This is a genomic window from Paenarthrobacter sp. NPDC090517, from assembly GCF_044769165.1.
GTDB lineage: Bacteria > Actinomycetota > Actinomycetes > Actinomycetales > Micrococcaceae > Arthrobacter.
Map to the genome: position 1 here is coordinate 259,865 of NZ_JBIVXN010000004.1, position 12,736 is coordinate 272,600.

A 12,736-nucleotide genomic window follows, 5' to 3' on the forward strand; every position below is an offset into this window, starting at 1 on the left:
TTGCCATAGGAAAAGCAGGGACTCTAGTAGCGCGGCGACCCCACCAAACGCCCGGTCGGAGCAGTCTCTAAACTTCCTGGAGCTCCAACTGCGGAGCAGGCTTGCGGAATCCGCGAGTCAGGAAGGCCAGATAGACCATGCCCACGCCTGCCCATGCGATCCCAAACGTGAACGACAACCCACTCAGGCTCGTCCAGAGCCAGGCCGTCAAGGCAAAACCTATGCCTGGCAGCACAAGGTTATGAACCACGCCCCGGGCGCCGCGTGCTTTCTCGTCAATGAAGTAATGCTTGATCACGGCCAAGTTGACCACGGAGAAAGCAACCAGCGCACCGAAGCTGATCAGCGATGAAATTGTCAGGAGATCCAAGACAAAGGCCAGAAGCGAAACGGCTGATGTCAGGAGAATTGGAAGCACGGGTGTGCGGAATCGAGCGTGGAGCCGACCCAACGCAGCAGGGAACACACCACTTCGACCCATCGAGTGAATGATTCGGGAAACGGACGCCTGAGACGTCAGCGCCGATCCAAGACTTCCTGCAATGTATGCGGCGGTGAAGAAGGCAACGAGTAAGTTTCCGCCCGCTGCGCCAATGACTTCGATGGCCGCCGCGTCCACATCCCTGAATGTGCTGACCGGGAGTACAAGGTGGCTGATATACGCGAGTCCAAGGAAGATCACACCGGCCAGCACGGTGGTTAGCATGATGGCCTTGGGCAGATTGCGCTTCGGGTCCTTTGTCTCCTCAGCGAAAGTGGAAACGGCGTCGAATCCTAGGTACGACAGGCACAGAATCGCTGAGCCAGCCAGAATGGGTGATACGCCCTCGGCCGCATCGACGCCGGTGAACGGAGCCATCAAGTCAAGATTGCCAGTACCGGTAATTGATGACAGTCCCAGCGCAACGAACAGCACAATGAAGAGCGCCTGAAGTCCCACCACAACGAAATTGACCTTGGCAATCGCGGTGATACCCAAGATGTTCAGAATGGTCACGGCCAGGATTGAGACGATCATGAACACCCATGCCGGTATGGCTGGGAAGGCCGCGTTCATATAGATGCCGATGAGCAAGTAGTTGATCATCGGCAGCAGCAGATAGTCCAGCAGCAGGGACCACCCCGCCATAAAGCCAAGCCCGGCGCCAAACGATCGCGTCGCGTAGGTGTATGCCGATCCCCCGAACGGGAATGCTTGCGCCATCCGGCCATACGATCGCGCGGTGAATAGCATGACCACCAGCGTCACAGCGTAGGCGGCCGAAAGGCGTCCGCCCGTCAACTCCACCACAATGCCGTAGGTGCTGAAAATCGTCAGCGGCACCATGTAGACCAATCCCAGCAACACCAGCGAGGGAACGCCGAGGACTCGGCGCCAACCCTCGGCTGGAGTCTGAGTGGAAGCTGGCCCCACAGGCTTCTCGCCTGCCGGTGTATCAGTATCAAATGTGGGGGTCATTGGGATCCTAAATCTAATGCCGGGGTGTTGGGAACTGCGGCAGAGCTGGGATTGCCAGCCCTTCGCTAACCGGGGAGGAGAACCCGGTACAAGCTATAAATGAATGGCGTTCGTTTATTAAAGCGGTGAGCCGGATCACAGTCAAGATGTGACGGTGGACACCGCGCTTTAGCCAACGGTGCCGACACATCTCGCGTTCCAGACCACCGAACGTCGGCGGTGAGCGATTAGGCAACGTTGAAGCGAAATCATCCCCGGAAACGGCTGCCACGCCCGTCGATTGCTGGTGGCTGCTGGACCTGGGCAACTATGAGCCGGCCCACGGCATCGATACCACCGAATTGTGGAAGCGGTTTGAAGAACTCGAATCGCTGCCGCTAAAGCAGTTCATGGAGGCGTTCACCAGGTTGGCTGTAAGGCCCGACGTCGTCCTTCAGCCACCGTCGGCGCGTGACCCGACTACGGTGGCTGGCCAAGCGACCTGCAGGAGTCGATGCAGTTATGCGCGATTTTGCGAAGTATCACTTGGACCACGGGCAACTCAGCGCGCTCGCAAACTGGTCCTTTACGTGGTCGGAGGGCTCAGCAACCCACACCAGTCCGGGGATATCGCGGACAGGCTCTCTAGAGTTCCGAGACTGCTGTCGACGGACTCCTCGACGAGATAAAAGCAAGTGCACACGGGTACAGGGTCCGACTTGCCGACACTTAATCCACTGGCGCTTGCTAGCGCTCGAACATATTGTTCGGCATAGTGACCCTGACCGCGACTCCGGTATCCGGTCAGAGTCGATTCCGCAGTTGACCACGCAATTGACCGCCCCCATCTGCTCGCCATCGTACTGGGACGCTCTCCGCGAGCTCCCACCACTGGATTCCTTGAATGTCTACTGCGCCACTGCCGCTCCCTTTGCGAAAACGTCCGCCGGCATCTGGCGCTGCAACTTCCAGGTAATCGCGATGGGCTTCTCGCCTGCATGCTCGACATAGTCAACCGGCCCGAGACAGGTGTATGGAACGGTCAAGCCTGTTTCGTCCTCAGCAGTTTCGCGCGTGAACAAGAGGATGTGAGAGCCGTGCAGCTTCCGATCCAAATAACGCCTTCCAACCGGGCTGGATGGCGCAGTACTGTTTTGCGACTCCCAGTGGAATAGCTCCGGGCTGATCGCGTAATCCTTGTACATCGTGGTTGCCGAGTGCTTCCTGTCATCTTTATTGAGCGTGACGAAGAAAGCGTCTGTCGCCGTTGCAGGGCACCAGGCCACACCTTCGCGGTGCTGAACATTCTTTCCCAGCTCCAGCGACCCATACTGAAGCGCCGCTAGAATCTCCTCACGTCGGTATGTCGCATGAGACAACAAGGGTACGTGTTGAAGCCCGGCACCTAAGCCCTTGGCCGCGTGCTTCGAGGCCATCACTCCCAAACGGACGATCTGGCGAATCTCGCTACAGACAAATTGGTATTGACGAAGGTGGTCGAGACCGTCGTCGTATGTCTTGAAGCCCCCGCCGTCGTCCCAAAGCGTGTAAAACAGCATTCGAGCGTACGTCTGTTCTCGAATACCCAGCTCTGCGTAGCGGGGTGCTTCGGCATCAACGAGCATGGAATACGCTTCCGCCCGTTCCGGATCGTCTACGTGGATTAGAGCAGCCATCCGTCCAAGGAGCTTCCTTTCGTCCGCACCTGAACGTTCGTGGTGGACACGTTTGAGCACGGATTCAAGACCAGAAAATCCCTCAATGAGCTGAGCTTGGCGAAGGTAGCCCGTCCAGGAGTCACGGGTGGAGCGATATATCGTCTTCAGGTCGTTGCCCGATTCGCGCAGGTAAGCGGCGAGCTCGATTTGCCCATACGCGGCTACGTCACTGACCAACTGATTGCGATTGAAGCGCAGCTGGGCTTTGATGTTGTCTAACACGACTTTCTGCGCCACTCGGTCAAGCACAATTTGGGACCCTGAGGGGAGATACGGGAATTCTTCCTCGACAGCCTTTCCGAGTTGCTTTCGTCCATAACCGGTAAGCGCCCTATAACGCTGATCGAAACGGAACTCACGGCGCTGTTGGCCAATGAAATCCAGAACCGTTAGTACCGCCTTGTCGTCCGCTCGCCGCAACCCGCGGCCCAACTGCTGAAGGAAGACTGTGGCGCTTTGTGTTGGCCGCAGCATGAGGATGGTGTCCACTTCGGGGACGTCAAGGCCCTCGTTGAAAATGTCTACGGCGAAAATACAGTTGATCTCTCGGTTGCGAAGCTGTTCCAAAGCGCCGGTACGCGCAGCTTCATCGGTGCCACCGTCAACCGCAACCGACGGGATACCGGCGTCGTTGAACACCTTCGACATGTAGTGGGCGTGCTGGACTGAAACGCAGAAGCTGATGGCGCGCATGTGTTCAGTGCCGACGACCTTGTCCCGAAGCTCCCGAATGACCTTCGCGGCGCGGGCGTCGTTGCCCGTGTACAGCCGGTCGAGTTGCGAGGTGTCATAGTTGCCACGCTGCCACTCCACCTGGCTGAGATCGACATCATCGGAGACACCGAAATAATGGAACGGAACCAGTAGGTCGGCGTCCAAGGCGTCCCAAAGCCGTAGCTCGCTGGCCGTTCGCCCCTCGAAGAATTCATTGGCGACGTTGCCACCATCGCCGCGTTCGGGCGTAGCAGTCAGCCCTAGGAGCTGCTGAGGTTGCAGGAACTCGAGTAGTTGCCGATAAGTAGGTGCCAGCGCATGGTGGAACTCATCGATCACGACGACGTCGAACTCCTTGGCTTCAAACTTATCGATCCCAAGCGACGCAAGAGACTGTACTGAAGCAAAGAGATGCGTCCACCGCTGCGGCCTGTGATCACCCACGAAGAGTTCACCAAAGGCGCCATCCTGCATGACGTTTCGGTAGGTTCGTAGGGATTGCTTCAGGATCTCTTGTCGGTGAGCCACAAAGAGCAGGGTTAAGGGCCTGCCCGCCGCTTCACAGAGGCGCTTGTAGTCTAGCGCTGCAATGACAGTCTTACCTGTCCCGGTAGCGGCCACCAGAAGATTCCTGTTGAATCCCTTTGACCTCTCAGCTTCGAGGTCTTCAAGCATTTCTTCCTGATGAAGAAACGGCACGATTTCGAGGCCTGTGACGGCATCTGGAGCAGCCGTCCGCTTACCCCTGCTGCGTTCCAACGCAGCCTCCAGCTTGTCGCCGTCACGATCGGGGTCATAACTCTGGAATGCCCGTTGTTCCCAATAGCTGTCGAAAGTGACCTCGAACTTCTTGAGCAGAGCAGGCGTCGCGACCGAACTCAGCCGAACATTCCATTCAAGACCGTCTAGGAGCGCAGCTTGGCTCAGGTTCGAACTGCCAACGTAAGCAGTGTCAAAGCCGGTGTCCCGACGAAAGAGCCAGGCCTTGGCGTGTAGGCGCGTTGCCTGCGTTTCATAGCTGATCTTCACTTCAGCGTCATAACGGCGAACGAGCTCGTCGATGGCCCGACGTTCGGTGGCTCCCATATAAGTGGTTGTGATAACCCTGAACTTCACGCCACGATCGCGCAACCGTTCGAGGGCAGGCTGGAGAAGCCTTAGGCCTGTCCATCGCACAAAGGCGCAAAGCAGGTCGACTGTGTTTGCCGATTCAATTTCGGATCGAAGTTCAGCTGCAAGATTGGGATCTTCCTTGCCATTGGTGAGCAGCGCAGAATCACTGAGCTTCGTGGTGGGCCGCCTGAGTTGCCGTCGCTTTAGGGCGTCCAGTCGGTGCAACGAGAGCAGCTGACTTGGGCCAGGCGTGATCTGGTTGTCGGCCTGGATCTGGGAAAGGAGGCGGTTGGCTAGCGTGACGCGTTCCTCTGGCTCGGCAGCCATGAGCGCGTCTTTGACCACTTCGGCGATGTGGCGAGCGAGCACATCCGGGGCGTCGTCTTCGTGAATCGCATCGACTGTAGCGCTGAGTTCCGGGACTAGCGCGAGCTTGGCTTCCAGACGCGTCGTTTGCAGGAGTTCGTAAAGCCCTTCAGGGAGCGCTGTGCGCCCGAGTTCCCCATCGAATGTATTCACCTCGCCAGGGTATTGGGTATGAGAGACAATAGACAAAGCCTCTGCATACGGCGTTCAAGAACTGTCCGTTCAGACAGCCGAGGCAACGAGGCAGCTGGAATCAAGTTCCCATGAACTGCCCGCGACAGCCGCAATGTGTGGGGGATGCGGACAGCCGTCGACGGGTCTCCGCTATGACCTTGCGTATCCCGCTGACCTGCAGGCGAAGCCACACAACGCTGGAATCGAGGCCTCAGAGGGGCAGTTCGGCACCGCAGTTTCACCTTCCTGCGCGGACCAGCGGCCCAATCGTCGCACGTTGGTTGCCGCCCGCTACCTAAGCGTATCTACCCGACGTAGACGGTCTGGGCTCGCCTCAGCTGGCGGCCGCTGCACCAAAAACACAGCCGCCAGAACTAACAGAGCCCCCACAATCTGCCAGCCCGACAACGCCTCCCCCAGGAACGCAAACCCCAACACCGTAGCTACCAAGGGGCTCAGAAATCCCAGGAACGAAACCACCATCGTGGGCAGCCGCTGGATCCCGCGGAACCACACCGCGTAGGCCGCCAGCGCACCGATCACACTGAGGTAAGCAAAGCCTGCCAGGTTAGGCACCGAGACCGACCGTGGCAGCCCTTCAACCACCAACGTCACCGGCAGGAGCATGACTCCACCCATCGCCAACTGCAGGCCGGTAAACCCAAGCAACCCCACGCCGTCGGGCCTTCCCCAGCGTTTGGTGAGCACAATCCCTGCCGCCATGCTCAGCGCGCCGGCCATCCCGGCAAGCACACCGATAACCGTCAGCGTCGCGGTGGACCGCAGGACCAGCAAACCGACTCCGGCCGCTCCCACAGCGCACGCGACGATGTGCGTCATGCGGATCCGCTCCCCCAGCAGCGGCACTCCAAGAAGCAACACGAACAGCGGCTGAATCGACCCGACCAGCGCCGCCACCCCACCGGGCAGTTGGTAGGCGGTGAAGAACAGGAGGAAGAAGAACAGCCCGATGTTGAGTGCGCCCAGGGCGGCCGCCTTGAACCACCAGCTCCCCCGCGGCCATGTGCGGGTGACGAGCATCAGCACGATGCCAGCCGGAAGGGCACGGACGGTTGCGGCCAGGAGCGGCCTGTCGGCGGGGAGAAACTCGGTGGTCACCAAGTAAGTCGATCCCCAGACCATGGGCGCCAGTGCAGTGATGAATAGATCCCGAGGAGACGCCTTAACCATTGTCCACTTCCATATATTTTGATGTCGAACTATTTGATGTAAGACAATCTAGGTGGTGTACTGTTTGAGGTCAAGCTTGGAGGGATGATGGACCGCGACGCAGTAGACACGATTCTTGAGCAATGGAACAAGGAGCGCCCCGACCTGGACGTCAGTTCGATGGGCGTTCTGGGCCGGCTGAACAGGGCCAGCCGCCTGGCATCACTGGACGTGCAGAAGTTCATGAGCCAGTTCGGCCTGGAGCCGTGGGAGTTCGACGTGCTGGCAACGCTCCGGCGCTCGGCAGCAGAAGCGCCGCTAACTCCCGGACGATTGGCCAGCCTGACCATGATCGGTTCCGCAGCCATGACCAACCGCGTGGACCGACTCGTAAACCGGGGGCTGGTTCATCGTGAGACCAACCCGGACAACCGCCGGCAACTGCTGATCAGCCTCACCCCTAAGGGACTCGCCTTGGTGGATGAAGTGGTAGACCACCACGTGGAGAACCAGCACAAGATGCTCGAAGGGCTGTCCAAAACCGAGCGAGTGCAACTCGCTAACCTCTTGCGCAAGTTCCTACTAACAAACAACGACGGCGAACCCTCCTAAGCACGGAGCAGCCGCCCGGGCATGACTATGCTGAACGCGTGACCTCAGAGCTAACGTCAGCGATCATGGAGCTTCTTGCGGCGCGCGCTCTACGGCTTATGAAGCAGGTCAGCTAAGCCGCCGGCATTAAGGGCACCTACGCCGTCGTACTTTGTGTTGACGCAGGAGATGAGCCGCGGCAAGGGGCTACTCCGCGGCTAGCGAGGGGTGTTAGCTTGATCGGACCATCTGGTCGAGGGGGACGACGTGGAAGCTTGGCAGTGGATCTTGGTGTTGTTGGCGGGAGCGTCCGCTATTTTCGTTATGGGATCGATCATCTGGGCAGTCTTTGATGTGCTCAGCGAAGTTCGTCTCGACCAAACCACCCGGGTGCTCTGGGTGGTCCTACTTTTTGTACTCCCGCTCCTCGGACTCCTCGCGTGGCTCTACGCGAAACCGCGCCTGGCCAGCTTCGGGAATAGCGCCAGGTTGCGGAAGACACTCTGACCCCAACACGAGTCCCGGTGTCGTGCTTTCCGCACCGATCGCGGTGCTTTAGCCGCCAGCAATCTCCCGCAGCGTCTGCAAGTGCGCCGCCCATACATCCCGGCCGGCAGCCGTCAGGCTAGCCGACGTTCGGGGCATCTTGCCGGCGAAGCTCTTTTTGATCTTCACGAACTCGGCCTTCTCCAAAATCGAGAGCTGCTTGCTCAACACGGAGTCGCTCACCTGGATGGCATCTCGCAGGTCCTTGAAGTCCAACGCCTCAGCCCTGGAGAGGGCCGCCATGATGGAGAAACGGACGGGCGAGTGGACGAGCTCGTTGAGCTTGTGCCGCGGGTGTTCTGTGGGCGTGCTCATGCGCGCAGCTCACGGAAGGCAGCGGCAAGTCCGATGGCAGCCAGGGCGATAGCGGCCGGGATGTAGAACCAGAGGTTACCGTTCGGGAAGAAGTACGCACCGCCAACCAGCGCCACAACGTACAAGGCGAAGTAGGCGATGAGGGACGTGAGGAAGCGTTTGGTGAAGCCGGCCTTGGTTGACCGTTGGAACATGGGCCAGATGCACGCAGTGATCGCACCCCAGGCGCCCACTGAACAGGCCAGAAGGGCCGCGCCGTATCCGGTATGGGTCACAATGTGCATCCCGATCATTAGCAGGGAACCCATAATGGCCAGGCTCGTGAAAGTGACGGCTACCGGCAAGCATGTCACCCAGTTATCACCCGCCGCAACGAAGCCGGTAAATTTGAGCCCAGAAGTTCTGACCCTCGGTGAGTACCACGCCGCACCTCACGAAAGCAGGATCATATGACTGTCTCTCCCCTCATTTGGGGCATCACCATCGTCGTTATTCTGGCGCTGCTCGCCTTCGACTACTTCTTCCACATCCGGAAGGCACACGTCCCCACCTTGAAGGAAGCGGCCGTCTGGTCCGGCATCTACGTGGGCTTGGCAGTGGTCTTCGGCATCCTGGTGCTGATCTTCGGCGGCGGCCAAATGGGGTCCGAGTACTTCGCCGGCTACATCACTGAGAAGGCCCTCTCGGTAGACAACCTCTTCGTGTTCCTGATCATCATGGCGAGCTTCCGGGTCCCTCGTGAGGATCAGCAGAAGGTCCTTCTCTTCGGCATCGTCTTCTCGCTGATCGCCAGGACCGGCTTCATCTTCCTGGGTGCCGCGCTGATCAACTCGTTCGCCTGGGTGTTCTACATCTTCGGCCTGATTCTGCTGCTGACGGCCGGCAACCTCCTCAAGCCCGGCGACCACGGCGATAACCAGGCCAACAACTTCATCATCCGGCTCGCCAAGAAGTTCTTCCACACCACGGACAAGTACGACGGCGACAAGCTCTTCACCATGGTCAACGGTAAGAGGGCCCTGACTCCCATGCTGCTGGTAATGGTAGCCATCGGCGGAACGGACATCCTCTTCGCCCTCGACTCCATCCCGGCAATCTTCGGCCTGACTCAGAACGTCTTCATCGTGTTCACCGCCACGGCCTTCTCACTGATGGGCCTGCGCCAGCTGTACTTCCTGATCGATGGACTCCTGGACCGCCTCATCTACCTCTCCTACGGCCTGGCGGCGATCCTCGCGTTCATTGGCGTCAAGCTGATCCTGCACGCCCTGCACGAGAACAACCTGCCGTTCATCAACGACGGCGAGCACGTCAACGTCATCGAAATCACCACTGGCCTCTCGCTCAGCGTCATCATCGGCACCCTGATCATTACCGTAGTACTCTCGCTCCTCAGCCCGGCTGGAAAGGCCCAGACTGCCATCAACAACGCCCGCCGCCACGCCGTCAACTACCTCGACCTCGACTACACGGCTGATGCCAACGAGCGCGAACGTATCTACCGGGCCCTGACCGCGGAAGAAGCCCAGATCGTGCAGATGCCGCTGAAGTACAGGAACAAGGCCAAGGACGTGGAGCAGATCCGCGAGCAGGTGGCCGAAGCGCACCGCCAGCACGAGGCGTTCCTCAACCGCTAAGCCAATTCACCAACCGGCCAGCCCTTACAAACTAGGCGCCCAGGAGCACGTTGATCTGATCCCGGATCTCGTCGCCAACCTGGGCGTCCGTGTGTCCGACGTTGGCTGATGACGTCATGCTGATGAACATGATCGACGAGACGATCCGGGCCAGCTTCTCCGGATCACGGGCCACCAGCCGCTCATCCCGGGAAAAAATCTCTGCGATGGCGGCTTCGGTGCGAATAGTGAGCGACAACGCCTCTGCATGGTGCGGTTCGGAAGGATCGCCGAAGACGATCTCCCTAAGATAAGTACGGCCGTTCTCGATCTGAACCCGGTTGCACTCAATGATGGGGCGAATGATGGCCATCACGGCGTCCAGCACCGATTTTTCCGTGGAGGCTGCTTCGATTCCCGAGTCGAGGGCCTGGGCATATTTCACGTTGTGCACTAGGAGAAGTAGCTCCGCCTTGGTCTTGGCGTACAAGAACAAGGTTCCCGATCCGACGTCGGCCTTCTCAGCCACCTGCTGGGTGGTGACCTCGTCTACTCCGTACTGGGTAAAAAGTTCTCGTGCGGCCGCGGTGATGCGGTCAAGCTTTTCCTGCTTATTCCGCTCACGTCGGCCAAGTGTCTGGGGCGCAGGCTGCATTCAGCTACCGTATCAGCGGCCCGACGTATTAGCGGCTCAGGAATTCGAGGGCAATAGGGACGAACTTGTCATGGAACTGGAAGATGCCGCCGTGCCCGGAGTCGGGGTAGATAACCAGCTCGCTGCCGGGAATCCTGCGGTGCATGTCGCTCGAAAGAATCGAGGGCACCATGCGGTCGTTGTCGCCGTTGGCGATCAGCGTCGGCTGGGTGATGACCCCCAGATCGTCCGACGGCGACATTCCCCACCTGCGGATGGCCTTCAGTTGCGTCTGGAATGCCTGGAGCTTGACGGGTGCCTCGCGATTGGTGGTGCGCTCTTTCAGTCGATCGATGAAAGCCCGCGCAGCAAGTTTGCCTGCAGAGTTGCGGTTGAAGAACAGGAACTCCTTAGGATCTTGTCGGGTCAAAGTACCCCGGAGTACGTCGTAGTACGTTGTTCCGATGATCTTCTGGATTCCTTCTCCACCGGCAGGACCCGTGCCGGCGAGCACAAGTTTGCGGACGAGCCCGGGATGTTTGACCACTAGCGACTGGGCGATCATGCCACCAAGCGAGAATCCGAAGAGATCCACCTTTTGATAACCGAGGGCTTTGATAAAGGTGGCAGCGTCGTCCGCCATGCCTTCGATGCTGTCCGGAACGGACCCTGTGGATGCGCCCACGCCGCGATTACTGAACGTGATCACGTGATGTTTCTCCGCGATGGGATCGATGATGCGCGGATCCCAGTTGTCCATGGTCCCCGCAAGGTGAATGAGGAAAACCACCGGGACACCACCCTTGGGCCCCAATTCGCGGTACGCGTAGCTGACGCCGTTAGCCGTCACGGTTTTCGCGGGCACCTGGAAGTAACTGCCCTGGTTTTGCTGTTCACTGCTCATGGTTTTGGTCCTATCGCTTCGAAATGGTTTTGTCCTAGAGATGGCTGACCACGGTCTTGCCGCGGACGCCGCCCTTTTCAAGTGCTGCCAGGACATCGGAGGTCTGACCGAACGGAACCACTCGTCCCACTACCGGCTTGATGTCTCCGGCATCAACGAGTGCCGCAATTTCCCTCAACTGCTTGCCGTTGGCCTGCATGAAGAGGAACTCGTAGGTGACGCCGAGGCGCTTGGCTTTGCGTCGCACACCTGAACTGATCAGGGTCATGACACCCCGCAACAGGGCGTTCGCACCTATTTGGCGAGCGAAGCCAGCGTCCGGAGGCCCGGAAATGCCGATGACTTTTCCGCCGGGCTTCAGGACTGTCAGCGAGCGCTCCAGGTTCTCGCCGCCGAGGCTGTCCAGGACGAGGTCATAGTCGTGGATAATCTCCGCAAAGTCCTCGGTCCGGTAGTCGATCACCACATCCGCGCCGAGGTCCCGAACAAAGTCCTTGTTCCCGGCACTGACCGTAGTAGCCACCGTGGCCCCAAGGTATTTGGCTAGCTGGATAGCGATGGAGCCCACTCCCCCGGCACCCGCATGGATGAGCACCTTCTGGCCGGGGCGCACCGAGCCCCTCTCTATCAGCGCCTGCCAGGCGGTCAACGCCACCAGCGGAAGTGAGCCGGCCTCGTCCATGCTGATGGTTGCCGGCTTGATGGCCAGGTCACCCTCGGCTACGGCGATGCGCTCCGCCAACGTGCCGATGCTGTCATTTCCGGGGCGGGCGAATACCTCGTCGCCCGGATTGAAGGACCGAACCTTCGCTCCGACCTGCAGAACCACGCCTGCGACATCGTGGCCAAGAACCTGCGGCAGCTTGTAGGGGAGGATCTGCTTAAACTCCCCCAGCCTGATCTTCTCGTCCAACTGGTTCAGGCCGGCAGCCTTCACTTCCACCAACACGTGGTGGTCTCCGAGGACGGGTTCAGGCACATCGATCTGCTGCAACGGCTGCTTGTACTGCGTGAGGGCGAAGGCTTTCACTGACTCTCCTTGGATAATTACTGACTTAACTCAATTATGAGTGTACTCAGTTATTTAGTCAAGAGATCGTCTATGGCACCGTCTTGATGGCAGATAGTAAGCATGCTTAGCTTAAGAACATCCCGGCTCTCACCTCCAGCGGGAGCCGGGTCCGCCTCTTCGAATGGAGCTCCACCATGGCAACCTGCGATACATGTGGCAACGATTACGACAAGACCTTCACCATCACCCAAGGCGAGCGAACCGGCACCTACGACAGCTTCGAATGCGCCATCCACGCCATGGCCCCCAACTGCGGACACTGCGGCTGCCGCATTCTGGGTCACGGTATGGAAAACGAACGCGGCATGTTCTGCTGCGAGCACTGCGCGCAGCACACCGGCGCATAGGCCACACCGGAGCGTAAG

At 59.2% G+C, this 12,736-nt stretch carries 12 protein-coding genes; 4 read left to right on the plus strand and 8 right to left on the minus strand.

Features of this window, described 5'->3' with window-relative positions; genetic code table 11:
* Positions 1-67 precede the first annotated feature (67 nt).
* The 3 genes from ACIQTW_RS14750 to ACIQTW_RS14760 all read right to left on the minus strand — a co-directional run bounded on the left by ACIQTW_RS14750 (position 68) and on the right by ACIQTW_RS14760 (position 6,714).
* Positions 68-1,459: an APC family permease gene (locus ACIQTW_RS14750; protein WP_402938107.1), complete on the minus strand. Its 1,392-nt coding sequence runs from the start codon at positions 1,457-1,459 to the stop codon at positions 68-70.
* 887 nt (positions 1,460-2,346) lie between these two features.
* Positions 2,347-5,502: a DUF3427 domain-containing protein gene (locus tag ACIQTW_RS14755; protein ID WP_402938465.1), complete on the minus strand. Its 3,156-nt coding sequence runs from the start codon at positions 5,500-5,502 to the stop codon at positions 2,347-2,349.
* Between the two features lie 312 nt (positions 5,503-5,814).
* Entirely contained in the window at positions 5,815-6,714 is a 900-nt protein-coding gene (locus tag ACIQTW_RS14760) for an EamA family transporter (RefSeq protein WP_402938110.1), read from the minus strand.
* Between the two features lie 84 nt (positions 6,715-6,798).
* Between ACIQTW_RS14760 and ACIQTW_RS14765 the strand changes: the two genes are divergently transcribed.
* Both ACIQTW_RS14765 and ACIQTW_RS14770 read left to right on the plus strand, forming a co-directional pair.
* A complete protein-coding gene (locus tag ACIQTW_RS14765) occupies positions 6,799-7,305 on the plus strand; it encodes a MarR family winged helix-turn-helix transcriptional regulator (protein ID WP_402938113.1) in 507 nt (168 codons plus the stop codon).
* A gap of 246 nt (positions 7,306-7,551) precedes the next feature.
* Positions 7,552-7,791, plus strand: a complete 240-nt coding sequence (locus ACIQTW_RS14770; RefSeq protein ID WP_402938116.1) for a PLDc N-terminal domain-containing protein — start codon at positions 7,552-7,554, stop codon at positions 7,789-7,791.
* Positions 7,792-7,839: 48 nt separating this feature from the next.
* Here ACIQTW_RS14770 and ACIQTW_RS14775 read toward each other — a convergent pair whose 3' ends face one another.
* Both ACIQTW_RS14775 and ACIQTW_RS14780 read right to left on the minus strand, forming a co-directional pair.
* Entirely contained in the window at positions 7,840-8,145 is a 306-nt protein-coding gene (locus ACIQTW_RS14775) for a winged helix-turn-helix domain-containing protein (RefSeq protein WP_402938119.1), read from the minus strand.
* Positions 8,142-8,453, minus strand: a complete 312-nt coding sequence (locus ACIQTW_RS14780; protein WP_402938122.1) for a hypothetical protein — start codon at positions 8,451-8,453, stop codon at positions 8,142-8,144. Before ACIQTW_RS14780 ends, ACIQTW_RS14775 begins: the two co-directional genes overlap by 4 nt.
* A gap of 141 nt (positions 8,454-8,594) precedes the next feature.
* Here ACIQTW_RS14780 and ACIQTW_RS14785 point away from each other — a divergent pair, with 141 nt between their 5' ends.
* Positions 8,595-9,782 carry a TerC/Alx family metal homeostasis membrane protein gene (locus ACIQTW_RS14785; RefSeq protein ID WP_091465915.1) on the plus strand — a complete coding sequence of 396 codons (1,188 nt, stop codon included), beginning with the start codon at positions 8,595-8,597 and terminating at the stop codon, positions 9,780-9,782.
* Between the two features lie 31 nt (positions 9,783-9,813).
* On the opposite strand, the gene ACIQTW_RS14790 is transcribed toward ACIQTW_RS14785, so the two are convergent.
* The 3 genes from ACIQTW_RS14790 to ACIQTW_RS14800 are packed head-to-tail and all read right to left on the minus strand — an operon-like array spanning position 9,814 to position 12,329.
* Positions 9,814-10,416, minus strand: a complete 603-nt coding sequence (locus ACIQTW_RS14790; RefSeq protein ID WP_402938126.1) for a TetR/AcrR family transcriptional regulator — start codon at positions 10,414-10,416, stop codon at positions 9,814-9,816.
* Between the two features lie 28 nt (positions 10,417-10,444).
* On the minus strand, positions 10,445-11,299 hold the full coding sequence (locus ACIQTW_RS14795) for an alpha/beta fold hydrolase (RefSeq protein ID WP_402938129.1): 855 nt from the start codon (positions 11,297-11,299) through the stop codon (positions 10,445-10,447).
* A 34-nt stretch (positions 11,300-11,333) separates the two neighbouring features.
* Entirely contained in the window at positions 11,334-12,329 is a 996-nt protein-coding gene (locus ACIQTW_RS14800; RefSeq protein ID WP_402938132.1) for an NADP-dependent oxidoreductase, read from the minus strand.
* Between the two features lie 176 nt (positions 12,330-12,505).
* Here ACIQTW_RS14800 and ACIQTW_RS14805 point away from each other — a divergent pair, with 176 nt between their 5' ends.
* On the plus strand, positions 12,506-12,718 hold the full coding sequence (locus ACIQTW_RS14805) for a hypothetical protein (protein ID WP_402938134.1): 213 nt from the start codon (positions 12,506-12,508) through the stop codon (positions 12,716-12,718).
* The last annotated feature ends 18 nt before the right edge of the window (positions 12,719-12,736 follow it).

Coding starts and splice junctions, on each gene's coding strand:
- ACIQTW_RS14750 (WP_402938107.1), bottom strand. CDS start 1,459: ATGACCCCCACATTTGATACTGATACACCGGCAGGCGAGAAGCCTGTG.
- ACIQTW_RS14760 (WP_402938110.1), bottom strand. CDS start 6,714: ATGGTTAAGGCGTCTCCTCGGGATCTATTCATCACTGCACTGGCGCCC.
- ACIQTW_RS14765 (WP_402938113.1), top strand. CDS start 6,799: ATGATGGACCGCGACGCAGTAGACACGATTCTTGAGCAATGGAACAAG.
- ACIQTW_RS14775 (WP_402938119.1), bottom strand. CDS start 8,145: ATGAGCACGCCCACAGAACACCCGCGGCACAAGCTCAACGAGCTCGTC.
- ACIQTW_RS14780 (WP_402938122.1), bottom strand. CDS start 8,453: ATGGGTTCCCTGCTAATGATCGGGATGCACATTGTGACCCATACCGGA.
- ACIQTW_RS14785 (WP_091465915.1), top strand. CDS start 8,595: ATGACTGTCTCTCCCCTCATTTGGGGCATCACCATCGTCGTTATTCTG.
- ACIQTW_RS14790 (WP_402938126.1), bottom strand. CDS start 10,416: ATGCAGCCTGCGCCCCAGACACTTGGCCGACGTGAGCGGAATAAGCAG.
- ACIQTW_RS14795 (WP_402938129.1), bottom strand. CDS start 11,299: ATGAGCAGTGAACAGCAAAACCAGGGCAGTTACTTCCAGGTGCCCGCG.
- ACIQTW_RS14805 (WP_402938134.1), top strand. CDS start 12,506: ATGGCAACCTGCGATACATGTGGCAACGATTACGACAAGACCTTCACC.